The organism is Pedobacter sp. WC2501 (assembly GCF_052682415.1).
Genome location: NZ_JBQZFI010000001.1, coordinates 37028 through 62922, shown reverse-complemented (window position 1 = coordinate 62922; position 25895 = coordinate 37028). Strand labels below are relative to the sequence as shown.

At 38.0% G+C, this 25895-nt stretch carries 26 protein-coding genes; 9 read left to right on the top strand and 17 right to left on the bottom strand.

What is annotated here, in order from left to right; translation table 11 throughout:
• Positions 1-4: 4 nt before the first annotated feature.
• The 4 genes from ACUN24_RS00255 to ACUN24_RS00240 all read right to left on the bottom strand — a co-directional run bounded on the left by ACUN24_RS00255 (position 5) and on the right by ACUN24_RS00240 (position 3849).
• Positions 5-418 (bottom strand): GNAT family N-acetyltransferase, encoded by a 414-nt coding sequence (locus ACUN24_RS00255; protein ID WP_445560754.1) that lies wholly within the window; start codon positions 416-418, stop codon positions 5-7.
• A gap of 2 nt (positions 419-420) precedes the next feature.
• Positions 421-1023 carry a hypothetical protein gene (locus ACUN24_RS00250; protein WP_445560753.1) on the bottom strand — a complete coding sequence of 201 codons (603 nt, stop codon included), beginning with the start codon at positions 1021-1023 and terminating at the stop codon, positions 421-423.
• 14 nt (positions 1024-1037) lie between these two features.
• A complete protein-coding gene (locus ACUN24_RS00245) occupies positions 1038-2177 on the bottom strand; it encodes an MFS transporter (protein ID WP_445560752.1) in 1140 nt (379 codons plus the stop codon).
• A 130-nt stretch (positions 2178-2307) separates the two neighbouring features.
• Positions 2308-3849, bottom strand: a complete 1542-nt coding sequence (locus ACUN24_RS00240) for an acyl-CoA carboxylase subunit beta (protein ID WP_445560751.1) — start codon at positions 3847-3849, stop codon at positions 2308-2310.
• 636 nt (positions 3850-4485) lie between these two features.
• Between ACUN24_RS00240 and ACUN24_RS00235 the strand changes: the two genes are divergently transcribed.
• From ACUN24_RS00235 to ACUN24_RS00225, 3 genes are all read left to right on the top strand, one after another.
• Positions 4486-4788, top strand: a complete 303-nt coding sequence (locus tag ACUN24_RS00235; protein WP_445560750.1) for a hypothetical protein — start codon at positions 4486-4488, stop codon at positions 4786-4788.
• Positions 4789-4939: 151 nt separating this feature from the next.
• A complete protein-coding gene (locus ACUN24_RS00230; protein ID WP_445560749.1) occupies positions 4940-6547 on the top strand; it encodes a SulP family inorganic anion transporter in 1608 nt (535 codons plus the stop codon).
• 2 nt (positions 6548-6549) lie between these two features.
• Positions 6550-7206, top strand: coding sequence for a carbonic anhydrase (locus ACUN24_RS00225; RefSeq protein WP_193420403.1), 657 nt, complete (start codon positions 6550-6552; stop codon positions 7204-7206).
• A gap of 247 nt (positions 7207-7453) precedes the next feature.
• Here ACUN24_RS00225 and pruA read toward each other — a convergent pair whose 3' ends face one another.
• The 9 genes from pruA to ACUN24_RS00180 all read right to left on the bottom strand — a co-directional run bounded on the left by pruA (position 7454) and on the right by ACUN24_RS00180 (position 16081).
• Positions 7454-9088 (bottom strand): L-glutamate gamma-semialdehyde dehydrogenase, encoded by a 1635-nt coding sequence (pruA, locus tag ACUN24_RS00220; RefSeq protein ID WP_445560748.1) that lies wholly within the window; start codon positions 9086-9088, stop codon positions 7454-7456.
• Between the two features lie 240 nt (positions 9089-9328).
• Positions 9329-9793: a 4'-phosphopantetheinyl transferase family protein gene (locus ACUN24_RS00215; RefSeq protein ID WP_445560747.1), complete on the bottom strand. Its 465-nt coding sequence runs from the start codon at positions 9791-9793 to the stop codon at positions 9329-9331.
• Positions 9783-10043 carry an acyl carrier protein gene (locus tag ACUN24_RS00210; RefSeq protein WP_445560746.1) on the bottom strand — a complete coding sequence of 87 codons (261 nt, stop codon included), beginning with the start codon at positions 10041-10043 and terminating at the stop codon, positions 9783-9785. Before ACUN24_RS00210 ends, ACUN24_RS00215 begins: the two co-directional genes overlap by 11 nt.
• The gene (locus ACUN24_RS00205; protein ID WP_445560745.1) at positions 10036-11313 is read right to left on the bottom strand and encodes a beta-ketoacyl-[acyl-carrier-protein] synthase family protein; all 1278 of its coding nucleotides are present in this window, start codon (positions 11311-11313) and stop codon (positions 10036-10038) included. The genes ACUN24_RS00210 and ACUN24_RS00205 overlap by 8 nt, the downstream gene beginning before the upstream one ends.
• A complete protein-coding gene (locus ACUN24_RS00200; protein WP_445560744.1) occupies positions 11306-11752 on the bottom strand; it encodes a 3-hydroxyacyl-ACP dehydratase FabZ family protein in 447 nt (148 codons plus the stop codon). The genes ACUN24_RS00205 and ACUN24_RS00200 overlap by 8 nt, the downstream gene beginning before the upstream one ends.
• A 43-nt stretch (positions 11753-11795) precedes the next feature.
• Positions 11796-12848 carry a type III polyketide synthase gene (locus ACUN24_RS00195; RefSeq protein WP_445560743.1) on the bottom strand — a complete coding sequence of 351 codons (1053 nt, stop codon included), beginning with the start codon at positions 12846-12848 and terminating at the stop codon, positions 11796-11798.
• Positions 12845-13558: a methyltransferase domain-containing protein gene (locus tag ACUN24_RS00190; protein WP_445560742.1), complete on the bottom strand. Its 714-nt coding sequence runs from the start codon at positions 13556-13558 to the stop codon at positions 12845-12847. Before ACUN24_RS00190 ends, ACUN24_RS00195 begins: the two co-directional genes overlap by 4 nt.
• 6 nt (positions 13559-13564) lie before the next feature.
• On the bottom strand, positions 13565-14689 hold the full coding sequence (locus ACUN24_RS00185; protein ID WP_445560741.1) for an NAD(P)/FAD-dependent oxidoreductase: 1125 nt from the start codon (positions 14687-14689) through the stop codon (positions 13565-13567).
• 252 nt (positions 14690-14941) lie between these two features.
• The gene (locus tag ACUN24_RS00180) at positions 14942-16081 is read right to left on the bottom strand and encodes a sterol desaturase family protein (protein ID WP_445560740.1); all 1140 of its coding nucleotides are present in this window, start codon (positions 16079-16081) and stop codon (positions 14942-14944) included.
• Between the two features lie 208 nt (positions 16082-16289).
• On the opposite strand from ACUN24_RS00180, the gene ACUN24_RS00175 reads away from it, so the two are divergent.
• The 4 genes from ACUN24_RS00175 to ACUN24_RS00160 all read left to right on the top strand — a co-directional run bounded on the left by ACUN24_RS00175 (position 16290) and on the right by ACUN24_RS00160 (position 21462).
• The gene (locus ACUN24_RS00175; RefSeq protein ID WP_445560739.1) at positions 16290-17447 is read left to right on the top strand and encodes a carboxypeptidase-like regulatory domain-containing protein; all 1158 of its coding nucleotides are present in this window, start codon (positions 16290-16292) and stop codon (positions 17445-17447) included.
• Between the two features lie 158 nt (positions 17448-17605).
• A complete protein-coding gene (gene lpxK, locus ACUN24_RS00170; protein ID WP_445560738.1) occupies positions 17606-18667 on the top strand; it encodes a tetraacyldisaccharide 4'-kinase in 1062 nt (353 codons plus the stop codon).
• Entirely contained in the window at positions 18639-19454 is an 816-nt protein-coding gene (locus ACUN24_RS00165; RefSeq protein WP_445560737.1) for a purine-nucleoside phosphorylase, read from the top strand. The genes lpxK and ACUN24_RS00165 overlap by 29 nt, the downstream gene beginning before the upstream one ends.
• Position 19455: 1 nt before the next feature.
• The gene (locus ACUN24_RS00160; protein ID WP_445560736.1) at positions 19456-21462 is read left to right on the top strand and encodes a putative porin; all 2007 of its coding nucleotides are present in this window, start codon (positions 19456-19458) and stop codon (positions 21460-21462) included.
• A 69-nt stretch (positions 21463-21531) separates the two neighbouring features.
• Here the strand turns inward: ACUN24_RS00160 and ACUN24_RS00155 are convergent, their stop codons facing one another.
• Complete coding sequence (locus tag ACUN24_RS00155) at positions 21532-22239, bottom strand: porin family protein (RefSeq protein WP_445560735.1); 708 nt, start codon at positions 22237-22239, stop codon at positions 21532-21534.
• 284 nt (positions 22240-22523) lie between these two features.
• Positions 22524-23705, bottom strand: a complete 1182-nt coding sequence (locus tag ACUN24_RS00150) for an asparagine synthetase B (protein ID WP_445560734.1) — start codon at positions 23703-23705, stop codon at positions 22524-22526.
• 233 nt (positions 23706-23938) lie between these two features.
• Between ACUN24_RS00150 and ACUN24_RS00145 the strand changes: the two genes are divergently transcribed.
• Positions 23939-24400, top strand: coding sequence for a peptidylprolyl isomerase (locus tag ACUN24_RS00145; protein WP_445560733.1), 462 nt, complete (start codon positions 23939-23941; stop codon positions 24398-24400).
• A gap of 154 nt (positions 24401-24554) precedes the next feature.
• Complete coding sequence (locus ACUN24_RS00140) at positions 24555-25097, top strand: DUF5606 family protein (RefSeq protein ID WP_121284583.1); 543 nt, start codon at positions 24555-24557, stop codon at positions 25095-25097.
• A 58-nt stretch (positions 25098-25155) separates the two neighbouring features.
• Here the strand turns inward: ACUN24_RS00140 and ACUN24_RS00135 are convergent, their stop codons facing one another.
• Both ACUN24_RS00135 and rlmH read right to left on the bottom strand, forming a co-directional pair.
• Positions 25156-25284: a hypothetical protein gene (locus ACUN24_RS00135; protein ID WP_255562443.1), complete on the bottom strand. Its 129-nt coding sequence runs from the start codon at positions 25282-25284 to the stop codon at positions 25156-25158.
• A gap of 84 nt (positions 25285-25368) precedes the next feature.
• The gene (gene rlmH, locus ACUN24_RS00130; RefSeq protein WP_445560732.1) at positions 25369-25842 is read right to left on the bottom strand and encodes a 23S rRNA (pseudouridine(1915)-N(3))-methyltransferase RlmH; all 474 of its coding nucleotides are present in this window, start codon (positions 25840-25842) and stop codon (positions 25369-25371) included.
• Positions 25843-25895 lie beyond the last annotated feature (53 nt).

The window sequence follows — 25895 nt, the reverse complement described above, 5'->3', positions numbered from 1 at the left end:
AAACTTAACTTGATAATTCTTTTTCCATTACTACAAAATCGTAACCATCTTTAAAAAAGGTTTTATCTGTTTCCTGGAAGCCAAATTTAAAATAAAATTCCTTAGCATTTACACGTGCGTTGCACCATAACTTTGTTGCTTTTTGAATTTTACAAAAATCAAGGATATAAGCCATTAGTTGCGAGCCATAACCTGCTTTTTGAGTATCGGGCAGAATAGCCAGTTTACGGAATTGATAAATATCCCCATCATGAAATAGAGAAACTACTCCGGTTAACTTATGATCAAGGTATAATCCAAAATGGATGCCGTCAAAATCATCGGGAAGCTTTACGCTATCAAAAGGTAATTCCGGATACATCGCCTCATGCCTGATCCGCCAGGTTAGCGATGGGAATATTTGCTCAATTTGAACCATATTTATAATAAAAAGCTGAAGCCTATTCTTCCATCAACGCCAAAATAAGTTTGATATTTATTGATGCGTATAGCTGGGCCTAATGAAAACTCAAAATTTGTTTTCTTGCCAATGCTGCGTTGAAAACCCCATTGCGGGGCAATTCCGATCTCCCAATTTGCCACATTGTATTGATCGAGATTGCCACCTTTAATTAAAGGAGAAAAATAACTGCTTACATCTAGTCCAAAATAATTAGAAGCGTTATTAATGGTTTTTTTTCCTTTTTTAATCCTGTTTTCAAAATGATAATATTTTCTGATCCCTGCGTAAAGGTTTGGTGTCAGATCAAAGTAGGTTTTGGTTTCATTTCCAGCCATGTAGCTATAATTGTATTCTATTAGAAAAGTGCCAGCCAATCCTGCACCTCCATAAACTGTAGTAAGTTTTCCTATTTTTTGTTCCCGTTCATAATGTAGTGAGAGAAGGCTCAACCTTATTTTATTAAGAGATTTTACTTCTGTTGGCTGTTCTACTTTTGTACTGTCCTGGGCTTTTGCTTTACCAAAAATGGCCAGAGAGATTAATAATACTGAAAGCGTTTTGATCGCGTTTTTAGATTTCATAAAATTTATAAGGGTTATTTAAATTGTGATTTTTTCTTTCCGTAAAACTGATAAATTAAAATATTAAGGACAATTATACCCGTCATTCCATAGCAGAATAACGCCCATCCACCCTGGTCCCAAAGCCATAAACCGAGCGCCGAGCCACAGCTGGCGCCAATAAAACTAACCGACATAAAAATGGTATTCAGTCGGTTCCTGGCCTCTGGTATTAAGGTATAAATTCGGGTCTGGTTGGTTACATGTATGGCCTGCTGACCAATATCGATCAATACAATGCCGATTACAAACAAATATAAGTGGCTGCCAGTAAAATAAAACAAGGCAATACTAACGATTTGTAATATAAAACCAATCAATAAATTTTTGCGCGGATTGTTACCATCGCTTAATTTTCCAACTAATGGTGCAGCCAATGCACCTGCTGCACCGGCAATTCCAAATAAGCCAATCTGTAAAGTCTGGAAATTAAAGGGTGGGTTAGCAAGGAACAATACCATAGTTGTCCAGAATGCGCTAATAATGGCGAATGCCAGGAAGTTAATAATCGAAGTCTCCCTTAACACGGGTTGGGTTTTAATGTAGCTGAACATCGAACCCATGAGTTCCTTGTAACTGCCTTTAAAAGCAGGATAACTTTGTGGAAAACGTTTGGCCATTAAAAAAATAAGCAGGCCACAAATTCCTGCAGCCATATAATAAACGGCTCTCCAGCCTAGCCAAAAGCCAATACTGCCACTTACTGCTCGTGAGGCTAAAATTCCAACCAGCAAACCACTCATAATCATCCCAATGTTAGCGCCACGGTTTTCGTCGGTACTTAAATTGGCTGCCAACGGTAAAATTAATTGCGGTACGATAGAACAGGTTCCGATCAGGATAGAAGCCACTTCCAATATGAAAAAGGTATGTGAAAGTGCAGCCACCAGCAAAGCAAAAATAGCCAGGCCGGTAATAATGAGGATCTGTTTTTTACGCTCGAACATATCGCCTAGTGGTACTAAAAGGAAAAGACCCAAAGCGTAACCGATCTGTGTGAGGTAGGTAATTTTTCCTGCATTGGGTTCGGTAAGATTAAACTCTTTTGCAATTAAGATTACCAAAGGTTGGCAGTAGTAAATATTTGCAACAATCAGGCCTGTGCAAAAAGCCATGAGCAAGATGTCTGTCCGGGATAGTTTCTGAGTAATTTGCATTAGTCTTAAGTCGGAAGTCCACAGTCATGAGTCTTAAGCGGCGAGTTGATTACTACCTAACTATGGACTAATGACTATGGACTATTTTCTACAAAGGTATATTTCCATGTTTTTTTCTTGGATTATTCACCACCTTATTTTCCAACATCTTAAAGGCTTTTATCAACTTTATACGTGTTTGAGCTGGTTCAATTACTTCGTCCACAAAACCACGTTCTGCAGCACGATAAGGATTGGCAAAGATATCTGAATATAGTTTTTCTTTCTCCAGCCATTTTTCTTCAGGCTTTTCTGCTGAAGTAATTTCCCGTTTAAAAATAATTTCTGCAGCACCTTTTGCACCCATTACCGCAATCTCAGCACTTGGCCAGGCGTAGTTCATATCTGCACCAATATGTTTGCTGTTCATCACATCATAAGCACCGCCATACGCTTTTCTGGTAATTACAGTAATGCGCGGCACAGTAGCCTCACTAAAAGCGTATAATAATTTTGCCCCATTGGTGATAATGCCATTCCACTCCTGGTCTGTACCTGGTAAAAACCCCGGAACATCTTCAAATACCAATAATGGGATATTAAAGCAATCGCAAAAGCGGACAAAACGTGCTGCTTTGGTTGATGAATTGCTATCTAAAACACCTGCCAAATAAGCAGGCTGATTGGCCACGATACCAATACTTCTCCCGGCAAGGCGGGCAAAACCCACCACAATATTTTCTGCATAAGCGGCATGTACTTCTAAAAAGCTATCGGCATCGGCCACGGCAGCAATCACTTCACGTATATCGTAAGGCTGCGAAGCATTTTCTGGCATAAAAGTATTGAGTTCAGGTCGGCTTTCATCAGCTGCTTCGTAAGGTAAATGATCGGCGATCTCTTCGCAATTTTGCGGCATGTAGCTCAATAGTTTTTTCACCTGTTGAATAGCCTCAATTTCATTGGCACAGGCAAAATGGGTAACGCCCGATTTTGTAGCATGTGTACTGGCACCTCCCAATTCTTCTGAAGTTACTTCTTCATGTGTTACTGTTTTAACCACATTTGGGCCGGTAACAAACATATAAGAAGTATTCTCTACCATCAAAATAAAATCGGTAATGGCGGGCGAATAAACAGCTCCACCTGCGCATGGGCCCATTATGGCTGAGAGCTGCGGAATTACCCCCGAAGCTTGTACATTTTTATAAAAGATATCGGCATAACCGCCCAATGAAACAACGCCTTCCTGGATACGCGCACCGCCGCTATCGTTTAAGCCAATTAATGGTGCACCATTTTTCATGGCCATATCCATTAGCTTGCAGATTTTTTCGGCATGGGTTTCAGAGAGTGAACCGCCAAACACGGTGAAATCCTGAGAGAATACATAGGTTAACCTGCCATTAATTGTTCCATAACCCGTTACCACGCCATCGCCCAGATATTTTTCGCGTTCCATACCAAAGTCGGTGCTGCGGTGGGTAACCATCATGCCAATTTCTTCGAAGCTGCCTTCATCCATTAAAAAATGGATACGCTCGCGGGCGGTGAGTTTACCTTTTTTATGCTGACTGTCGATACGGGCCTGTCCACCGCCAAGATTGGCCTGGTTGATTTTATCTTTAAGTAATGCTATTTTTTTATCCATTGCTATGCGATGAGATTTTAAAATTAAAAATTACTAGTGGTAATGCAAGATAAGCGTGGTATTATTTTATCAAAGCACGGGATGTTGAGTGAAGCAAATGGCAGGCTAGCGTACCTATGAAAACTTACCTTTCATTCCCAGGTAGAATAGTTTATATGAATAGGAAACGGTTGGTTCTTTGCTTTTGGCAGGTTTGGCCCCGCTTTTTGGTACGAGTTCTGATGAAGAATCGGAAGCTCTTCCCGGCAATCGGGGTTATTTAACTTGGGTCGGTGCAAGAAACTCAAATCTTTCATTCGCCTACAGGCAAAATTTGTGGTTTAACTAAACCTGACAGAAGCGATATCCTTTTTGGCTTCAATTGATTTTGAATTTATAACTAACTTTACCAAAAAGATTTAGCGGATGGCAGGACTGAACTGACAGATAATAATAGAACCAACTGTTTTCAGAAACTATAAAAAAACGTTGTTATTACATAATGGATACCTGCACTTTACTTAAATTACATTTTTTTTACAGCTTAAAGTATTGAAAAACCAATAATCCGTTTACTTTTGTAATCATAAGAATTAAAATAGCATTAGAAATTAAATGTTTTTTAGGAAATACAAGTATTTAATCGTTGCCACTTTTATGGTCATCTTCATGTCGAAGATGGGTATATCTGGAGCGCCGGTATTTTTTACGAGTATTGACAAGGAAATTATGAATGCTGTAATCATGCAAATTGAGTTAGAGCATGAAGGCGGAAAGGATGCCGCCAAAGACACTGCAAAGTTTACTGATTTCAAACTCATCGAGCTTAATCATCCTATCTTTTCTTACGAGTTCTCTTCAAGCCATTTCTTTTTGAAGAGCAGTTTTATAGAACATTTTAAAAGATATGTAGACCCATATCATCCTACTGTTCCAACACCTCCGCCTAACTTTATCTAGTCATTATTTTTTTGGGGTATAAATTGCCTGCTCAATGGTATTGGGCGTTATTGCTATGTTTAAATTTATGTAGTACGTAAATTCTTATTGTAGCTTGTTTTTTATCCCCTGCGATTTTATTCGTTAAAATTTACTAGATAATTATATCGTTATGCAAAAGTTTAACCCGGCCTTTTCAGGTTCGGACGTGAAAAAATATATTCTTAAAAAGAATTTAAAGAAAGATTTACCTTCAAGTATAGTTGTGTTTTTAGTGGCTTTACCACTATGTTTAGGTATTGCACTAGCCTCAGGTGCGCCATTATTTGCCGGTTTAATTACGGGTATTATTGGAGGCATAGTAGTAGCCTCTTTTAGCGGCTCACAATTAAGTGTTAGCGGCCCAGCAGCAGGTTTAACGGTTATTGTTTTAGGTGCAATAACCTCATTAGGAAGCTATCCCACCTTTTTACTTGCTGTGGTATTGGCAGGGGTATTCCAGATGATTTTAGGCCTGGTTAAAGCCGGAACCATTGGTAATTACTTCCCTTCGAGCGTAATTGAGGGAATGCTTGCTGCCATCGGACTAATTTTAATCTTAAAACAATTACCGCATGCATTGGGCGTTGATACCGATTTTACGGGCGACGAAGGTTTCTTTCAACAAGATCACGAAAACACTTTTTCTGCGATTAGTGCAGCAATAAGCCATTTTAGTTTGGCTGCAGTAGTTATCAGTCTGTTATCAATAGCTATTCTGATTTTTTGGCCTAAGTTTCCAAAATTGGCAGTTGTGCCTGCTCCATTATTGGTGGTAACCTTAGGAGTTATTGGAACTATACTTTTTGCCGGGACAGATCATCCTTTACGTGCTGATCAAATGGTGAAAATCCCTGTAGTAAATGGTTTTGGCGAATTTTTGGGACTATTTACAACACCTGATTTTTCTCAGCTGGCCAATAAAAATGTGTATATAGTGGCTATCACCATTGCTGTTGTAGCGAGCTTAGAAACTTTACTCAGTATTGAGGCTGTGGATAAAATCGATCCGATTAAACGTGTATCGCCAACAAACAGAGAGTTAATTGCCCAGGGTTTAGGTAACATTACCAGCGGTATGGTGGGTGGTTTACCTATGACATCGGTAATTGTACGGAGTTCGGCAAATGTAAATGCTGGTGGCAGAACTAAGATGTCGGCTATTTTTCATGGTATTTGGTTGTTATTGTCGCTGTTGTTTATTCCAGGGCTCATTAACATGATTCCATTATCGTGTTTAGCCGCAATTCTTTTGGTAACGGGATACAAGTTAACCCGGATCAGTTTATTTAAACACATGTACCACAAAGGCTGGGATCAGTTTGTGCCATTTGTGGTTACAGTATTGGCAGTATTATTTACCGATCTGTTAAAAGGTGTGGCTGTGGGTATGTTGGTTTCGATTTTTTATTTATTACGTACCAATATGCGCAACCCCTTTTTTTACAGGATTACAAACGAAGGCGACAAAAAGAATATCAGGATTAAACTAGCAGAAGAGGTTTCTTTTTTAAATAAAGCAGCGATACAGGTAGTTTTAACGAATATCCCTAAAGAAACAAATGTAATTATTGATGGTTCGAACGCCAGGTATATCGATCCTGATGTGTTGGAAACCATTTACAATTATAAACATAATGCTTATACAAAAGGTATTATCGTAACCCTGGAGAATATCCAAAAACATTATACAGTACCAAAATTAAATATAACAGTAGAAGAAGACATTAATAAATTATAGTTATGTGCGCAAAAACATTAGATACAAAAGATATAACTTACGAGAACTTATTACAGGGTAATAAAGACTGGGTTAAAGATACAATAGACAACGATCCTGCTTTTTTTGATAAATTATCAGAAGGTCAGAGCCCACCGGTTTTATGGATCGGCTGTTCAGATAGCCGTGTACCGGCCAATCAGATTACGAATACCAGACCAGGTGACATTTTTGTGCATAGAAACATAGCCAATGTGGTTGTACATACGGATATGAATCTGCTTTCAGTATTGGATTATTCTATTAATGTATTAAAGGTTAAACACGTTATTGTTTGTGGCCATTATGGTTGCGGCGGTGTTAAAGCTGCTTTGGGCAATAAACAAGTGGGCATTATTGATAACTGGTTGAGAAATATTCGCGATGTGTACCGTACCCACGAACGTGAAATGGCTACAATCAAGGATCCTGATCAGAGATTTGACCGTTTAGTGGAGTTAAATGCTATTGAGGGCGCTGCAAATGTGACCAATACTTCGATTGTACAAAGTGCCTGGGCAAATGGTCAGGAGTTAGCTGTACATGCCTGGGTTTATAGCCTGAAAACAGGAATCATCAAAGACCTGAAAGTAACTTGTAACTGTCTTGATGATGTTGCCCCTGCGTTTAAGGTAGGATAAAAACACCCCATAGGTGTTATTTTTTAGTTGTTAGGGAAAGCTTCCGGTTTTACATCGGGAGCTTTCATTTTTCTGTACTGTTCGGCATCTTCGGATCCTAAATCGCCCCTACCAAAATCACGGTCAAATTTTCGGCATCGGTTTCTACTATGTTTGGATGCAATCGCTTTTCTCTACATCTTCATTGCAAACAGGGATAATACACATAAAAAAGGCCAGACAATTATGCCTGGCCTTGTATTTAATATTAATCTTCTGCTAAGAATGGATAACGGTAATCAGTTGGGGGATTAAAGGTTTCTTTAATGGTACGTGGAGAAACCCAACGCAATAAATTAATCATTGCACCAGCTTTATCATTCGTACCTGATCCTCTTGCCCCACCAAATGGTTGTTGCCCAACTACGGCACCTGTACATTTATCGTTAATGTAGAAATTACCAGCCGAGTTGCGTAGGGCGTAACTCGCTTTTTCTATTGCATATCTATCTTGTGATAAAATAGCTCCCGTTAATGCATACGGTGAAGTGGTGTCGATTATTTCTAAAATCTGGTCAAATTCCTGATCTTCGTATACGTAAACAGATAATACCGGGCCAAAAAGTTCCTCACACATGGTGGTATATTTTGGATCGTCAACCACTAAAACAGTAGGTTCGATGAAATAACCTTTGCTCTTATCATAGTTGCCACCTGCAATAACTTCTACATCTTTATCTTTTTTAGCCTGATCGATATATTTAGCCAGTTTATCGAAAGAACGCTCATCAATAACGGCATTAATAAAGTTACCGAAATCTTCTGTTCCGCCCATTTTAAATGAAGCTAAATCCCTGACCATTAATTTTTTAATCTCAGGCCACAGGCTTTTTGGGATGTATGTACGGCTGGCTGCAGAACATTTTTGTCCCTGATATTCGAATGCACCCCTAACAATTGCAGTAACCGAAGCAGCAACATCTGCACTTGGGTGAACCAGGATAAAATCTTTACCACCGGTTTCTCCAACTATGCGTGGATATGATTTGTATTTATGGATGTTTGTTCCAATTGTTTTCCAAATTTCCTGAAAAACTTTTGTTGAGCCTGTAAAGTGAATGCCTGCAAAATCAGGATGATTAAAAACCACATCGCCAACTTCAGGGCCATCTGCAAAAATAAGATTAATTACGCCGTCAGGTAAGCCTGCTTCGCGGAAAACATTCATAATTACATTAGCCGCATAAACCTGGGTATCTGCAGGTTTCCACACCACCACATTACCCATCATGGCTACACAAGAAGGTAAATTACCAGCAATTGCGGTGAAGTTGAAAGGTGTTAAAGCAAATATAAAACCCTCTAAAGGTCGTTGTTCTGTTCTGTTCCACATGCCATTTGGCGATACTGGTGGCTGTTGGCCATAAATATCCTGCATATAACTTACGTTAAAACGCAAGAAATCTACCAGTTCGCAAGCAGCATCAATTTCAGCCTGATAGGCATTTTTACTTTGTCCAAGCATGGTTGCCGCATTAATTTGGTAGCGGTATTTTGTAGCAAACAAATCAGCAGCTTTCATAAAAATAGCAGCTCTATGTTCCCAGGCTAAAGCTTCCCAATCTGCCTTGGCAGCCAAAGCAGCATCTATGGCTTGTTTTACGTGGCTTTTATCTCCATAACTGAAGGTAGCCAGTACATGTTGATGATCGTGCGGAGCTACTACTTTCTTTTTATTTTGAGTATGTACCTCTTGTCCGCCAATAAACATCGGAATATCCAATTGTTTAGCACGCGCTTCGGCAATAGCCTCCTTTAAAAGAGAACGTTCTTTTGTACCTGGCGCATAGCTGTTAATGGGCTCGTTAACCGGGGTAGGTACGTTAAAAAATCCTTTAAGCATATTTTATTTTTTATGATTTGTGCAAAGATAATGCTTTTTGGGGTAGGCAATTCTATTATTCTGTAAAGAAATGGGGGGAGAGGTTTGACTGCAATAAGTCGTAGATAGAAGTCTGAAGGCCTAAGCCGATGAGTAAATAATTTTAAAGAAATTCCAGTTAAAATCCGGGTAGTTTAGGCTTTGCTATAAGAGTTGACAACTTTTCTTATCAACTTGCTAGTAAAGTTGTCAACGCTGAAATTAATACACCAAAGCCAAGTATTGTCCATGGTGACTCACACTGCCTGGTTTAGTGCGTTTATAATCACGTGGATGATTTGGTAATTCGTAGATGGCTACTTTAATTTCTTCCAGTCTGTTATAAACAGGAGCAGCTATGGTATGAATATATTGTAACTGAATGTTACTTTTAGTGAAGTAAGTGTCGTTATCGATGTTTACTGTACCTTTTATCTCACTAATACTGGCATAAATAGTACAGTTTAAGCTTTTAGGAGCGAAATTCCGGATGCCTGTTTTACGGTTATGAATTTTGTAAGCCGATTCTTTCATGCTCCATAACAGCCATACCATTTCATCAGGCCTTTCTGCTGAAGTAATCAATAACTGTTCTTCCGCTGTGAAAATTTTATTGAGGTAGTTTTTACGCCTCCAGTTACTTTGGATTTTAGCCAAATCCAGATCAACGATGTCGTTACCCAGCATTTGCTTCAAGCTTTTGAGCTATAATTTCGGTTGTGGCTTTTACGTTGAGCATTTTAGCCATCGAATCATTGTCTATTTCGATGTTAAATTTCTCTTCAATATCCAGGACGATATCAACCAGGTTGGCCGAATTTATTTTCAAATCATTAATAAAATCGGTGTTTTCGTCAATATGTGCCAATGCTGATGCCTCTTCAGTGTAAGGTTCAACAATTATTTTTAAGGCTTCAATGATCTCTTCTTTATTCATGGGTGTATTTTTTAAAAATAATGCAGGCATTAATATCGCCAAAACCAAAACTGGCTTTTGCTAAGATATTAATTGGTTGATGAATTAAGGTTTGCGGAATGCATTTCGCATCAATTAAAGCCGTAATCTCAGGGCTTAAGTCTTCGCAATTAATATTGGGGAATATAAAATCCTCTTTAAGTTCAAGTACCGAAGCGACACATTCTATACTGCCGGAAGCTGCAATACAATGACCAATCATACTTTTCAAAGAATTAATGTATGGAAAATCATCAGTGGGTAATTGCAGAGCCGCTTTCCAGTTTTCTATTTCGAGTGCATCTTTAGTAGTCGCGGTAAGGTGACCATTAATTACATCTATTTCGTGTGCTTCTACACCTGCATTTTGTAAAGCAGCCTTTATGCAACGCTGAACTGCAATGGGGTTAGGGGCTGTCATGGTGCCTAAGCCCCGCTGACCACCAGAATTGATATGGCCGCCAATTACCTCGCCATAAATTTTGGCTTTTCTTGCCACCGCACTTTCGAGCGATTCTAATACCAAAGCACCAGCGCCGCTTCCCGGTACAAAGCCACTTGCTGTTGCACTCATTGGGCGGCTACCTTTTTCCGGTTCGTGGTTATGTTTAAAAGTGCAAACCTTCATGGCATCAAAACCACCCCAAATGTAAGGGCCACTATCACTGGTACTCCCTGCTAACATTCTTGTAGCCTGACCGGTTTTAATTCTTTCATAAGCCAGCAAGATACTTTCGACTCCTGTTGCGCAGGCAGATGAATTGGTGCTTACCTGGTTTCCTAAGCCAAGTTTTCCACTGATAAAAGCGCTTACGCCGCTGGCCATGGTTTGTATTACAACTGAACTGCCCAGTTTTTTAATCTCAAGCGCATCTATTTTATTAATTGCCCATCTAAATTTATCTATACCAGAAGTGCCGGTTCCGAAAATGGTACCACTATCCCAGTCGGGTTCGTCATTATTTTCGATGGCCAAACCCGCATCTTTCCAGGCATCCAGGCCAGCAATAACACCATATATAATTCCGGTACTATTTAAGTTTCGTAATTCAAGTGGTGTAAAATATTGACTGATGCGCTCTTCGCTAAGTACTGGTTTGCCTGCTATCTGGCAAGAGAAGTTTAAGGCTTCCAGATCTGGCTGATGGCGGATTCCGGAAAGTCCTTTCTTTATGGCATCTGAAAATTCAGCCAGGGTAGTGCCATTAGGTGCGCATACTCCTAAGCCGGTAATTACAACTCTGTTATCCATTTTCTTTCGAAATTAACATTCCGGAAATATTTCCTTTGCAAACCATTTCGCCAGTTGCGTTTTCCATTTTTACCTTGCAACTTAGTTTATTAAATCTGAAATATACTTTCTCGCTCGTTACCGTTACTTTTTCTCCCGGTGCAACCGGTTTTAAAAAATCGATTGCGTTTGAGGTCATGGCAACAGATATATTTTGATCAGTTTCCATGTTTTTTAACAGGTAAATACCCAAACAAACCAAACCAATCTGTGCCATGGTTTCGGTAAGGATTACTGCGGGGGTAAGGGGACGGTTTTTAAAATGACCTTCATAAAAAGGTAGATCTTTAGCATAAGTATAAGTGCCTTTTGCTCCATTTTCATCAATATGCAATAACTCATCAACAAAAAGAAAAGATTTACCGTAAGGCAGTTTATCTAATATTTCTTGTGGATTCATAAGTTGAATTATTGAATAATTAATTGAGTGAATTATTGAATGGTTACCATTGTAAAAGGATTCGTTGTGCCGAAAAGCCCGGGCCGAAGCTTAACATCAGCCCTTTTTCTCCGGGCATTGGCTTTTTATCCATAATCCGTTCCAAAACATACAGCACTGTTGCGCTGCTCATATTTCCATAAAGCCTTAAAACTTCTTTTGTTTCATCTATGTTTTTACCAAGTTGTCCAAATAATTCTTCAACAATCTGGATAATCTTTTTTCCTCCCGGATGGAAGATCAAATGGTCTATATCATTAATTTTGAACCCGTTTTTCGCCAAAAACGGATGGATGATGTCAGGGAAATGATTGGCGATGGTTTCAGGAACGGCCACATCCAGTATCATCTGCAGTCCGGTATTGGTGAGCTTAAATCCCATCATTTCTTCAGCCTCATAAAAATGGTACATTTCTTCAGCCAAAAGCTCTGGTCCGCTATCATCTTCATTCGAACTTAACAGTACACATGCAGCACCATCGCCAAATATTGCGGCACTTACAATGTTGGCCATCGAAAAATCGTTTAATTGAAAGGTTGCCGTTGGCGATTCTACTGCAACAACTGCTGCCCGTTTGCCTGGATTAGCTTTCAGGAAATTCTTGGCGTAAATCATGCCTGATACACCTGCTGCACAACCCATTTCTGTAACTGGCAGGCGCACGATATCTTGGCGGAGCTTAAGTAAGTTGATTAAATAAGCATCTAAAGAAGGAATCATAATTCCGGTACAGCTTACCGTGATAATGTAGTCTAAATCCTGAGCTTTCCAATTGGCTTTTTCGAGTGCAGTTTCCAAACATTTAGCACCCAGCTTTATCCCTTCTCTTACATAAATGTTATTTCGCTCTTCAAAACTTAAATCACTAAAAACCTCTTCGGGCGACATGATCGAGTATCTTTTATCTACGGCAGCGCTTTCAAAAATCTTTTTTACTTTTCTGATAAAGCGATCATCCTGATCTTTTAGCCAAATATCCAGAAACGGCAAAATTTCATCGGTTGACCTCCAAAATTCGGGCAAGGCTTTACTTACTGCTTTTACGGTTACGCTCATATTGTTTTAATTATCCATTGGTAGCGGAAAGCCCATTTCCATTTTATTGAACTCGATTTTAGCTTTAATTGTTTGCTGTATTTAAGTAAATCTGCCCTTTTAAACCCACGCAGAATGGACACTAAACCATCTTCTCTCGACATATCATTTAAACGGAAAACATAACACAAAGCTTTAAACAGGTAATAGGCTACTGCACTTCTTTGCAGGTCGTTTATCACAATACCCATTGTCGCCGATTTTTTAAAATTCTCAAGCAGGTCAATAATTTCGTCATCTTTAAAATGATGTAGCGTTAATGTGCAGAGCATAATGTCGCAGGGTTCATCTTTGTTTAAATCCTCAAAAATATCGCTGCAGGCATAGGTGATATTCGGGTAGTTTGCAGATAAACTTTCTGCATGATTTATGGTGAATTTATTGGCATCTATCCCTTTTAAAATAAAATGTAAACCTTGTTTTTTTGCATAATCGGCCAGGGTGCGTAACATATCTCCATTTCCACAACCGATATCGGTAATACGTATAATCTGATCAAATGGTTTGCCCTTGATTAAAGTTTTAACTCCATCGAGCGTAACTTTATTACCACCAAGGAGTTGGTTAATGCTGGCTATTTTGTCTAATGCATCGCGCAATATTTCACCTTCCATGGCGAAATCATCCATAATCTCTGGTGCTGTGCTTCTAAATGTGGTATCTACTGGCATTTATGATTAAATTGTAATGGGTTTGCCATGTGTTTTTTTAATTATTTTATGGAGCAGAAAGGGTATTTTAGTCAATGCATTCATGGCTAAACTTTCGAATTTATTGTTCCTCAGCAAGGAAGATAACATTCTTCCCATTTTTAAGCGGCTTTTAAATTCCCTGTTCCAGCCGGCGGTATAACTTTCTTCCAATGCTGTGCGGGAATTGATTTGACCCTTGATTCTTTGATGCAAAAGTTCTGAAACAATTTTGGCACTGTGAATGGCCATGGCCATACCGTTTCCACAAAGTGGATGAATCAAACCTGCAGTATCACCAATCATTAAAATATGGTTATTTACGGGTTCTTTAGCTTCAAAAGAAATCTGACTGATGGTTAACGGAACATCGAATAAATCTGAAGCATTTTCGAAAATAGCCTTCAGATAGCTATTTTTATAGAGGACGTTTTCCTGGAAAGCAAGCAGGTTTTTATGCTTTTTAAAACTTTCATAGTTGGTCAGATAACAGATATTTAACCGGTCATTTTCAACCTTTGAAACGCCGCAATAACCACCTTCGAAATTATGTAGGCTAACCACGTTATTCGGGAAATCGGCTTTATAATGTGCTTTAACTGCCAGATAGGGTGATTGTTTATTAATAAAACTCCTGTTTAGCTTAATGTCAATGGACGATCGTTTTCCATAAGCCCCAATAACATAAGCAGCAACAAAAGTGTTGTTAGCAGTTTCTACTGTAAATTGATTATTGGTGAAATTTATTTCTACAACGCGATCATGAACGATGTTTACCTTTCTCCTGATGAGTTCTGTATACAAATAATGATCGATTGTATATCTGCTTAGGCCAAAACCGCCGAGCGGTAATTTTGTTTGTATGCTTTTACCAAGTTTTGAGGTGAAAAGCAGGTCGCTAATGAGTGCAGGAGCAAGGTTTTTAATATCCAGGCTGAGCCATTCAAAGTAGGGTAGTACCTCGTTCGAAATATATTCGCCGCAAACTTTATGACGAGGATAAGTATCTTTCTCGATCAATGTAACTTTTAACCCCACCTTATTCAGGTGAAGTGCGGCAGTTAAACCTGCCAATCCACCACCAATAATTAAAATTTCTGTTTCGGCCTGCATAAAATGAGATGGAACGCTAATATAACGTTTTAATAAGGCGTTTGTTCCATTTAAGCGTCTTTAACCACAGAGGCCACGGAGAGAAAAACACAGAGGCGCCGAGTTGGGGGTGCTAGGTGCTGTCAGATGTTACCATCTGACAGTTTCGTTTGCGCTCGTTTCCAAACGAGCGCAGAAATAGTTATACGATTCAATCGTTTAAAACTATGAAATATTCAACACTCGTTAGAAACGAGCGTTAGCACAATCTATTTATCTATCGCTTCTTTCTTCCATATTCAAATCGGTATCAAAAGGGCTTTTTGTGAAGGGATAAATGGATTGTTTAACAAAACCTTTCGGATACGAGGCTTCATGTACACCTGTTCCGGCTGGCCATTCTTTGCCTGGTAAATGATAGGTGCCAAACATCATATCAATAAAGGGGAATATTGAAGCGAAATTATGTCCATAATATTTAGGGTCTTCGCAATGGTGCCAATGGTGATATTGGGGTGTAGTGAATATGTATTTTAATGGGCCAAAGTTGATTCTTGTATTGGCATGAATGAGTACCGCGTGGATAGCAATAAATATAATGTAAACATTAAATACCGTTGACGAAAAGCCCAAAACATAAAGCGGGATGAAAGTCATTGCCCTGGTAAAAAAGATGTCGATAAAATGGGTACGGCTTCCGGCAAGCCAATCCATATTTTGTGTAGAGTGGTGGATGGAATGGAAACGCCATAAAGCTACCCTTGTATGGAAGAAACGATGTGCCCAATACTGAAACAAATCGGTACTGAAAAAAGCCAAAAATAAAGCTACTATGAAAGGGAGGTCCTGCACCCAGCTATGCAATTTATCTAATCCCATCCAGCCAAAAAATAATACTGCAGGCTTTTGCGTAATGATACCGAAAAACTGGATGAACAAATGGCTGATGACAAAATAGGTTAAATCGGTACGCCATTCTTCGTGGAATTTGGTTTGCCCATTGTTTTTTGGAAAGAATAATTCTAAAGGCACAAAAATGGCTACCATTAAAAGAAGATCTAAAATCATCCAATCCAAGCCAAAATGCCAGCTTGATCTGGCTACATCCCTGCCTTCTACACTTAAAGCGCCGAATATTACGGCTAAAGCGCCAAGCACAAAGCCAGGCCAGGCCCATTTTAGCTTTTTGCTGAGGATTAAGCTTAGCAATGAAAAGAAGAAACAGGCTATAACACCACCAAGCATTAAAACTTCCATGCTGTTTTTCGTATAAATTTCACGGAATTCTGGTGTGGTTAATTTCTCGGGATAATGAAAACAGAGAATGCCCAACAAGGCCAATACAGCTAAAAAAATAGAGATATATCCACTAATCTGACCTTGGCCCACTACTAATCTTTTGTTCGGTGACATTAAAATATGTTTTGGTAGATAACAATGATAATAATAAAAAATAAAATATGGTCGAATAAATTTGTTAGTTGGTCAATGATTCATTGTTTAATAATTAACTCACTCCAAATGCCCAACTTAATCCAGTATATTTTTGTTATTTAAAGAGATTGATTATTTTACACCTTAAATAACCAAATTTTAGCCAAATAAAGCCGCAAACCTGTCTATGTCATATCGCTCAAAAATCTTATTATCAATCATAATAGGCTGCTTTTTCATTTTCCCGTGCGCCTGGGCACAACAGCTTATTAAAGGACAAGTGCTTAACGAAGCCAATAAAGGTATCGCATCTGTGTCGATTTATAATAAGCAGAAATTAATTGCCCTGAGCGATCCTGAAGGAAACTTCAGCTTTAAAATAGATTCCTTAAATAAAGGTCAATCGCTTTCCTTCAGTTCGGTGGGTTACGAAAGTCATTCAGTTAAAGTTGATGAGCGCAGCAGTACAAGTGATCTCATGGTTAAGCTAAAAGACAAATACATTAAATTAGACGATGTGCAAATTTATGCTGCCAATTTTGCTTCTGCCTTAATTAAAAATGCGGTTGCGCACCTTGCAGATACTGGTGTGGTGAGCGAAAAAATGTTGTGCAGGCAGTATATGGTAAAAGATGGCAAATATTATAGTTATGCCGAGGGATTATTCAACCTCCATACCGATGAATATAAAAACGATATCAGGTTACAGCTTGAGGGACTAAGAAGGCTTAAGGAGCTCAAAAAAACAGGAGGAGTGAAGATTAATTACGCTGTTGATTTAAGAATTGAACTCAAATCTTATTTTGTAAATAATCTCAACGATAATATGCTCAGCGAGGATAATGATTATGAAATTGAAGGACAGGTTGAATATGAAGGGACAAAATGTTATAAAATCTCTTTCACAAGGTCAAGAAATGCATTGTACAAAAGCAAGAATGGATGGGTTTATATCACGGTAGATAAACACCTGATCAAAGGAATGGAGAGCAATATCGCTACGATAAACAAAAGTATGATCTGGATAAACAGGCAAAACTATACCATTGATAATGGTTTGTCGAAGTTATCTTCTACGTATTTAAAGTGTAATGTAGTGGCCGGATTATTTTCGGAAGGAGAACCTTCGGCAGAAATGGAACTGATTTTTCTGGAAAATATTGATCCTGAACCAAAAAACAGCAACAACTATTCTACCCTAAAACTTAGACAGGATTTTTATCAATATCCTAAAAAGAATGATGCCGGGTTTTGGGCAATACTCTATCAAAAGCATAACTTAACGATTCCGAAGGTAATTGTAGAAACCTATAAATCGGATAAGGATATTTTGGAACAATTTTAAATTCATCGGTTCATCGTTTAAATCGGTTAATTGACTTCAGACTCCGGACTAAATCATCTTCCTGCAAACCATTTACCTCGCACTGTGGTTGCTTTATTGGGCATCAGACCAAGTTATGCCTTTCTTTTTTAAATAATCAGTATTTTTGAAACCACGATATGCTACTTAACTATCTGCGCCTTTTACTGCTTCCTTTTTCAATCATTTATGGAATGGCCATTATGCTCCGTAAAAAACTTTACGACTGGGGATTGATGCGATCTGTAAAGTTTGATTTACCAGTAATCTGTGTAGGCAATTTGGCTGTTGGCGGATCGGGCAAAACACCAACAACAGAATATTTGGTCAGGTTGCTGGCCGGGTATAAAATAGCCATCCTAAGTAGGGGTTATGGTCGTAAAACGAAAGGTTTTATAATTGCCGATGGTGCTGCAACTGCCGAAACGATAGGCGATGAACCTTTACAGTACCATCAAAAATTTGCAGCTGTTACCGTTGCCGTTTGCGAAGACCGTGTGAACGGGATTAAGCTATTGAAAGAAAATCATGATTTAATTATCCTTGATGATGCCTTTCAGCATCGCGCGGTAAATGCAGGATTTAATATTTTGCTTTTCGAGTTTAGAAAGTTGGGTACTTTACAGTTTTTATTGCCTGCAGGAAATTTAAGGGATGTTTTCTCCTCACGCAAAAGGGCCGATGCATTGTTGGTCACAAAATCGCCGGTTCCGTTGTTACATGTTGCGCAGCAGGCCTCAATAAATGAACTGCAACCAAATAGCAATCAACCTGTATTACATTCTTATCTCAAGTATGGCGATCTTATCCATTTATATCGTAACGAAAGTCGCGCGCTTGAGTCGGTTAAAGATTTTGAAATTTTCTTGCTCACGGGAATTGCAAATCCAGATCCTTTAATAGAAGAGCTTGAAAAATATGCTGAAACCATTAAACACGAAGAATTTCCTGATCATTATGCTTTTAAAAATGATGATATTAAGAAGTTTAAATCGGTTTTTATGGCCAGTACTAAAAAAGATAAAATCATTATCACAACAGAAAAGGATAGCAAGCGTTTAAGAGCTACCGGATTTGAAGATTTACTGCTAGATTTACCTGTATATTATTTACCCATTGAGGTTGAATTATTTGAAGAAGATAAGATTACCTTTGACGAACTCATTTTAAACTATGTTAAGAGCAATAGAAGAAACCGTTGAATATATAAAACGTAAAACAGAGAACTTTAAACCTGAGATAGGCATTATTTTAGGTACAGGTTTGGGTGGCCTGGTAAAAGAAATCGAAATAACGCATCAACTGATGTATTCTAATATCCCAAATTTTCCAATTTCTACTTTAGAGTTCCATAGTGGGAAACTGATTTTTGGAACATTGAACGGGAAGAAGATTATTGCCATGCAGGGGCGCTTACACTATTACGAAGGTTATAGCATGCAGCAAATCACATTTCCGGTTAGGGTGATGAAAGGTTTGGGGATCGAAAACTTAATTGTATCTAATGCTGCGGGTTCATTAAATCCTGAGTTTAAAAAGGGCGATTTAATGATTATCGACGATCATATTAATTTGCAGCCAGATAACCCATTGCGGGGTTTAATTGAGAGCGAATTAGGGCCACGTTTCCCGGATATGAGTCAGCCTTATAAACGCGATATCATAACCAAAGCGTTGGAGATAGCTAAAGATGTTGATATTAAGTGCCATAAAGGGGTATACGTTGCGGTTTCTGGTCCGAATTTAGAAACCAAAGCCGAGTACAAATACCTGCGTTTAATTGGCGCTGATGCAGTGGGCATGAGTACCGTGCCCGAGGTTATTGTGGCCAACCATGCTGGTTTACCTGTTTTTGCCATCTCCGTATTAACGGATGAAGGTTTTCCGGAAGACCTGCAACCTTTTAATTTAGATGAAATTTTAGAAGCAGCGGCTAAGGCCGAGCCTAAAATGACTGAGATTTTAACCCGCTTAATTTCTGAACTATAAGATGCATAAAGCTGTTAAAATCTGTTTTTTTCTGTTCCTGCTGCTAGGCATCAACAAAGCATTTGCACAAGATTTAAAGACGAGTGTCGGTACCAATAAGGAACTCGACTCTGTTCGGAAAAAATTAGATTCAGGAAAGGACTCCGTTGTTTTTACCGCAAAATATATCCGGTTTACAAAGTTATCGCTAAGCAAAGATAGCATTGTACTGCTGCCCTTAGATACCTCCACGACAAATATTCAGAATTATAGTCCGCTTTTACAACCCATGCACCCAACCATTAGCAATGGTAACATGGGTTTGGCCGCGAGGCCTTTATTGTACGAGCCGAGTAAGAGGATTGGATTTGATGCAGGATTTCACGCTCTTGATTATTATGCCTTAACGCCTGAAGATATCATTTACTATCAGGCCAGAACTCCCTTTACCAGCTTGTATTTTGTAAGTGCAGGTCAAAAAGAACAGCTTTTTAGGGCTATCCACACGCAGAATATTAAAAAAAACTGGAACGTCGGTGTTAATTTTAACCGTGGCGATTCTAAGGGTTTTTATGCGAGGCAGCGTGGTGATAATCTGAATGTTGCCGTATTTTCGTGGTACCAATCGCCAAGCAAACGTTATAATATGTGGGCATCGGCAATTTTTAATACCATGCGCGCCTACGAGAATGGTTCTACAGTAGCTACAGGTTTATTCGATCCAGGCTATTCTAAAATTGACAGGGAGGCAGAGCCCATAAATTTATCAGACTCAAGAAATTTATACCGTAAGAACACTATTTTCTTAAAGCAAACCTATTACGTAGGCAGGATAGATACCTCTGCAAATGTGAACAATGCGGTGTTACCAACCAATAAGGTTTCGTATATATTTGAGTATAATAACGACAGTTTTGATTTTTACAAAAATGGAACTGATGTTAATAATGTGCTGCCTCCCGGTATTGCGAGCACAGTATTTACCAATGATTCGACCCATGTAAAACATATTAAAAATGAATTTATCTATAGTTTCTTCTTAAGACCCAAAAATAGTTCGGTGATTAAAAATGAATTAAAGGTTGATGCAGGTATAAGGCACGATTATTACAAACATGAATATCTTGGCATAAAACAGGATGGAACCAGTTACGAACAAAGTAGATTTGCTTATCAGAACATTACCATTTTAGGTGCAGCAGGCTATCGGTTCTCTAACAATATCGATTTCAATTTAGATGTGCAACAAATTTTGCAAGGTGAAAATGCCGGCGATTATTTATATGAGGCAAAAAGTAAAATCCTTTTAGGTAAAACCATCGGAAGAATTGAATTGGGGGCATACGCGCAAAACCGAACACCGGCGGCTATTTTTAATTACTATCATGGCAATCATTACCAATGGACAAACAACGATTTTAAGAATACTAAAATTGCCAATTTATCATTCAACTATATTAATGATAAGTATGGTTTTGCTGCAGGAGCCAATTATTACTTAACCAGTAACTATGTTTATTTTGCTGCTGATCAAACCAATAATACAACTGCTATTTTACCAAAACAAGCTACGGCTGATATTAGCTTAATCAGGCTGGATCTATCAAAGAAAACCAGGTTTGGTAAGTTTGTGATGGAAAACTATATTGCTTATCAAAAAACAGATAAAAATGCAGTATTAAGAACACCGGAACTTTATACCTATAACAGTATTTATTTTAATAATACTTTTTTCAAAGTATTAAAAGCCAATGTGGGAATTGATGTGAGGTATAATTCAGAATATGCAAATTACTTATATTCACCGGCAACGGCTCAATTTTATATTGATGAGCAAAATCCAGTGAATCTGGTCTCAAGACCAGTAATTGATATCTTTTTTAAGGCAAATTTAAAAAGAGCTAATATTTTTGTGAAATATGATTTTATAAATCAGGGTTTATTTCAACCAGGTTATTACACCGTAAACAGGTATCCTATGCAAGATGCCTTATTAAAATTTGGGGTAAGCTGGAATTTTTACGACTAGATAATAAAGCATAAAAAAAGCCTCCCGATTTAAAAAATCTGGGAGGCTTTTGTTTTTAAGGCCTTTCGCTTAGAACGAATAACCAACTGAGAAACCTAATACGCGGTTAGTTAATTTACCATCTCCAGATCTAGAATCTTTAGGTACCAGGTTTGATAAACCTAAACCATAATTAGCACCCACTAAAAATCCAGAGTTGGTACGATATGCTAAACCGAAGTTGGCACCAAACTCTGTAGACGAATAGTTTTTATCGGTAGTTGAACCAAATTTTAAATCATTTTCATCAGATATTGTTCCTGTAGCAGCGCCACCAGTTGTAACTGTTTCGAATTTGTTTTTTCCTGATATGTTAAATCCAACATAAGGGCCTGCTGAAATTTGTACAGCACCGGCATCACCTGTAGGAATTCTGAAAACTGCATTTATAGGTACTTCAATAGCCATCAAATTTACTTTGTTAGTGGTTGTATTGGTAATGCCACCAACTGTTGTTGTTTGCTCAAATTTGCTACCTTTATTCTGCAAAGATACACCAGGTTGAATGAAGAAATTGTTTCCTACACCGAAATCAGCAAATGCGGTAACATTAAAACCAACATTGTCCTTTGCATTGTCGTTGAATGACGTACTGCCATCAGTACCGCTTGAGTGAAATCTTGCCAAGTTTACTCCGGCTTTAATTCCAAATCTCGCATCACTACCCGTCATGGTGTTTTGTGCAAAAGCACCTGTTGCCAATAAAATAATCGATGCGCTTAATAGTAACTTTTTCATGATATTTTTCTTTTATAAAAATCTTGTTTAAAATTTTCAGGTTTTATCCTGCTTGTTAATTGTTCCTGCTAATCCAAAAGCTGTGCCAAAGTATCAAACGTGTTACAGTTTGTTAGCTAAAATATTGGTTACCAGTATGATTCTCGTAAAGATTAAGTGTGGTTATGATCTGGCTCAAAAATGGTATAAGGAGCCATTTAGTGTATACATAACAGGAATATAGCGGAGAATTAACAATTTTTTAAACTCAAAAGGAATAATGCAAGGAATTAAATTCTGATTGTTTATGTTTTTTGAGGTTTCTTTTTTGCCGCCGGGAAAAGTACATTGTTTAAAATTAAACGGTAACCTGGAGAATTAGGATGAAGATTTAAATCTGTTGGTGGATCGCCCACAGCGTGCTGATAATCTTCCGGATCGTGCCCGCCATAAAAAGTAAACTGGCCTTTGCCAATTTCGCCATGTAGATATCTTACCTCTGCCGCGCCTTTATTTTCACCTAAAACAGTTACACTCGTTTTTACTAAACTTTTTTTAAATGCTGTGGTTTGTCCCATAAAACCTTTAATTACCTTATCATGATCCTGGGTAAGCATGGTTGGAACAAGATCCCACTTGGCAGAAAAATCGAATAATGTAAAATAATCGTTGGTCTGGTTCAGTGTACGGGTTTGAGTAACATCTATATCCGAAAACTCATAGTTCATCGGGTTGTTGTCTAACTTAAAATTCTGAAAGGCCAGTGTTTTGTTAAAATCCAGTTTACTTTGTGCATTCGGGTCTGCGGCATCGCCGTCAAACATCTGGGCACAAATATCTACCCCGTCGGCGGCAAGGGCTATGTCGAAACTATCAGTACCAGAGCACATGGCAAACAAAAAACCTCCACCGGCACAATATTCTTTAATGTGTTTGGCTACCGCCAATTTCATTTCGGAAACCTTTTTATAACCCATACGTTTAGCTAAAGTTTCCTGGTTTTTCACATCTTCCTGGTACCAGGTTGCATACCTGAAATTGGCCCAGAAACGCCCGTACTGCCCGGTAAAATCTTCGTGGTGTAAGTGCAGCCAATCGTATTTGCTCAATTTGTCCTGAAGGATATCGTCATCATAAATTACATCATATGGAATTTCGGCGTAGGTTAAAACGAGTGTAACCGCATCATCCCATGGTAATTTGCTTTTTGGAGAGTAAACTGCAATTTTTGGTGTTTTTTCCAGTTTAACCATTTCCATATTCACAGCAGGATCGCTGATTTCGTTTAAAAGGCTGATTACTTTTCCATCGGCCATAACTTCGTATGATACCCCGCGGATTTTAAGCTCATCTTCAACTGTTTTATTGTATTTAATTAAAAAGCTTCCGCCACGATAGTTTAAGAGCCAGTCAACCTCTAATTGTTTGCTGATGGTCCAATAGGCTATCCCGTATGCTTTAAGATGGTTTTTTTGGTCTTCATCCATATAAATTAACAGAGAGGAAGCCCTTAGTCCCAGGGAGCAAAGCAGGCAGATGAGCAGGATATAATATTTCTTTATCAAATCAGTATGCTTAAAACACTAAAATACCGCATTTAAACTGTATAGAAAAATTTAATGGTGTTATAAGTTATACAATTTTGTTATTTTTGCCCTCTACTAAAAAAATATGAAAGTTTTTTAGGGGAAGAAAATTTAAAATTAGTACCGATATTGATATGAGTAAAGCAATAATAAAAACAGACAAAGGCGATATGACCGTAGAATTCTACGAAAATGATGCGCCAAAAGCCGTTGCAAACTTTAAAAAACTAGCTAAAGAAGGCTTTTATGATGGTGTAACTTTTCACCGTGTAATTCCTAACTTTATGGTTCAGGGCGGATGTCCAAATTCAAAAGATCCGGCTAAAGCACATTTGGCAGGTACTGGTGGCCCAGGTTATAAAATTGATTGCGAATTGGACGGAGAAAATCAATACCACGATCGTGGCGTTTTATCTATGGCCCATGCTGGTCGCAATACTGGTGGTTCACAATTTTTTATCTGCCATAGCAGAACAAATACCGCTCATTTAGACCGTAACCATACCTGTTTTGGTAAAGTTATCGAAAATCTAGATCTTGTTGATGATATCCGTCAGGGCGATAAGATTGTAAATATTGAAGTTTTAGAAGATTAAAAATAGATACTAGATTTGAGACATTAGATTTGAGACTTGATTTTCTCTGATTGGTGCTCCTATCTCATTTAATAATTGAACAAGAGTTTTAGTTATTTGATTTGAGTGATCTCTCATATCTGATATCTCAAATCTCATATCTCAAAAAGAAAATATGAATTTAAGAGGAATTGTTGCCGTATCCGGCAGACCAGGTTTATTTAAACTGGTTGGACAAAATAAAGTAGGTTACATTTTAGAGGGCTTAGATGCCCAAAAAACTAAAGTTGTAGCCAACATCACCAACACAAAATTAGCTTCATTAGAAGATATTACCGTGTATGGTGAAGACGAAGAAATTAAACTGGCTGATATTTTTGCTAAAATCTCTGCTAAAGGATCTACTCCTGATTTAAAAGGCGATTTACGCGCATATTTTCTTGAAGTAGCTCCAGGTCATGATCAGGAGAAAGTTTATGCTTCAGATATGAAGAAAATCATTACCTGGTATAACTTATTAAAAGATTTGCCTTTGTTTACTGAAGAAACTCCGGAAACTCCGGGTACACCAGCAGAAGTTAAATTATCAGAAGAAAAAGCAGCTTCAGATAAAAAACTAAAAGCTACAGGATCTAAAGCTTCGGCAAGTGCTAAAGCGACTACTAAAACTTCAGCTCCAGCTAAAAAAGCAAGCATGACCAGTAAAAAAGGCGTTTAAGCTTTATTTAATTATTATAGAGAACACCAGGCTATGTGTCTGGTGTTTTTTTATGGGTTTAATCTAAGAAATACCAAAGCAAAGCTACAATTACTAAAGAGGCAATAATACTGATCCATAAGTATTTATTGTTGCGGTTTTGATCACTTTTATATCTGTATTCCCGTTTATATTTATCTAATAGCATAATCTTTTTTGTTTAATGATGATTTTTATTCATCTTTTCCATATCTCATTTATTTAGTCCACCTTACGTCAAACAATTTTTACGCTAAGCGTGATGATAGGGTTCTCCTTTTAAAATACTAAATCCCCGGTAAAGCTGTTCTACAAAAAACAATCTGATCATCTGATGAGAAAAAGTCATATCAGATAAGGAAATTAAACCATTTGCTCTTTTATAAATGGTTTCATCAAATCCGTATGGACCACCGATGATAAAAATTAAATGTTGTATACTGCCCACCATCTGTTTATTCAGGTAGTTTGAAAATTCTACAGATGAATATTTTTTCCCTTTCTCATCCAACAAAATAACAACATCCCCATTATTAATTTGTTTGTGCAGGAGTTCTGCCTCCTTTGCTTTTTGTTGCGCCTCACTCAGGTTTTTAACGTTTTTTACATCAGGTATGGCCAAAAAACTAAAATTAATATAATGTTTCAGGCGGTTGATGTATTTATCAATTCCTTCAATTAGGTATTTGTCTTCTGTTTTGCCAATGGCGATCAGGGTAATCTTCATTTAATATTTTGCCTATCTTTAGAATTTCGAGATTCAAACTTAGAGAAAATTGT

Coding starts and splice junctions, on each gene's coding strand:
- ACUN24_RS00150 (WP_445560734.1), bottom strand. CDS start 23,705: ATGGATGAAGACCAAAAAAACCATCTTAAAGCATACGGGATAGCCTAT.
- ACUN24_RS00145 (WP_445560733.1), top strand. CDS start 23,939: ATGAGTAAAGCAATAATAAAAACAGACAAAGGCGATATGACCGTAGAA.
- ACUN24_RS00225 (WP_193420403.1), top strand. CDS start 6,550: ATGTGCGCAAAAACATTAGATACAAAAGATATAACTTACGAGAACTTA.
- ACUN24_RS00235 (WP_445560750.1), top strand. CDS start 4,486: ATGGTCATCTTCATGTCGAAGATGGGTATATCTGGAGCGCCGGTATTT.
- ACUN24_RS00245 (WP_445560752.1), bottom strand. CDS start 2,177: ATGGCTTTTTGCACAGGCCTGATTGTTGCAAATATTTACTACTGCCAA.
- ACUN24_RS00180 (WP_445560740.1), bottom strand. CDS start 16,081: ATGTCACCGAACAAAAGATTAGTAGTGGGCCAAGGTCAGATTAGTGGA.
- ACUN24_RS00195 (WP_445560743.1), bottom strand. CDS start 12,848: ATGAGCGTAACCGTAAAAGCAGTAAGTAAAGCCTTGCCCGAATTTTGG.
- pruA (WP_445560748.1), bottom strand. CDS start 9,088: ATGCTTAAAGGATTTTTTAACGTACCTACCCCGGTTAACGAGCCCATT.
- rlmH (WP_445560732.1), bottom strand. CDS start 25,842: ATGAAGATTACCCTGATCGCCATTGGCAAAACAGAAGACAAATACCTA.
- ACUN24_RS00135 (WP_255562443.1), bottom strand. CDS start 25,284: ATGCTATTAGATAAATATAAACGGGAATACAGATATAAAAGTGATCAA.
- ACUN24_RS00205 (WP_445560745.1), bottom strand. CDS start 11,313: ATGGATAACAGAGTTGTAATTACCGGCTTAGGAGTATGCGCACCTAAT.
- ACUN24_RS00155 (WP_445560735.1), bottom strand. CDS start 22,239: ATGAAAAAGTTACTATTAAGCGCATCGATTATTTTATTGGCAACAGGT.
- ACUN24_RS00230 (WP_445560749.1), top strand. CDS start 4,940: ATGCAAAAGTTTAACCCGGCCTTTTCAGGTTCGGACGTGAAAAAATAT.
- ACUN24_RS00250 (WP_445560753.1), bottom strand. CDS start 1,023: ATGAAATCTAAAAACGCGATCAAAACGCTTTCAGTATTATTAATCTCT.
- ACUN24_RS00200 (WP_445560744.1), bottom strand. CDS start 11,752: ATGAATCCACAAGAAATATTAGATAAACTGCCTTACGGTAAATCTTTT.
- ACUN24_RS00210 (WP_445560746.1), bottom strand. CDS start 10,043: ATGAATAAAGAAGAGATCATTGAAGCCTTAAAAATAATTGTTGAACCT.
- ACUN24_RS00215 (WP_445560747.1), bottom strand. CDS start 9,793: ATGCTGGGTAACGACATCGTTGATCTGGATTTGGCTAAAATCCAAAGT.
- ACUN24_RS00255 (WP_445560754.1), bottom strand. CDS start 418: ATGGTTCAAATTGAGCAAATATTCCCATCGCTAACCTGGCGGATCAGG.
- ACUN24_RS00240 (WP_445560751.1), bottom strand. CDS start 3,849: ATGGATAAAAAAATAGCATTACTTAAAGATAAAATCAACCAGGCCAAT.
- lpxK (WP_445560738.1), top strand. CDS start 17,606: ATGCTACTTAACTATCTGCGCCTTTTACTGCTTCCTTTTTCAATCATT.
- ACUN24_RS00140 (WP_121284583.1), top strand. CDS start 24,555: ATGAATTTAAGAGGAATTGTTGCCGTATCCGGCAGACCAGGTTTATTT.
- ACUN24_RS00190 (WP_445560742.1), bottom strand. CDS start 13,558: ATGCCAGTAGATACCACATTTAGAAGCACAGCACCAGAGATTATGGAT.
- ACUN24_RS00160 (WP_445560736.1), top strand. CDS start 19,456: ATGCATAAAGCTGTTAAAATCTGTTTTTTTCTGTTCCTGCTGCTAGGC.
- ACUN24_RS00165 (WP_445560737.1), top strand. CDS start 18,639: ATGTTAAGAGCAATAGAAGAAACCGTTGAATATATAAAACGTAAAACA.
- ACUN24_RS00175 (WP_445560739.1), top strand. CDS start 16,290: ATGTCATATCGCTCAAAAATCTTATTATCAATCATAATAGGCTGCTTT.
- ACUN24_RS00185 (WP_445560741.1), bottom strand. CDS start 14,689: ATGCAGGCCGAAACAGAAATTTTAATTATTGGTGGTGGATTGGCAGGT.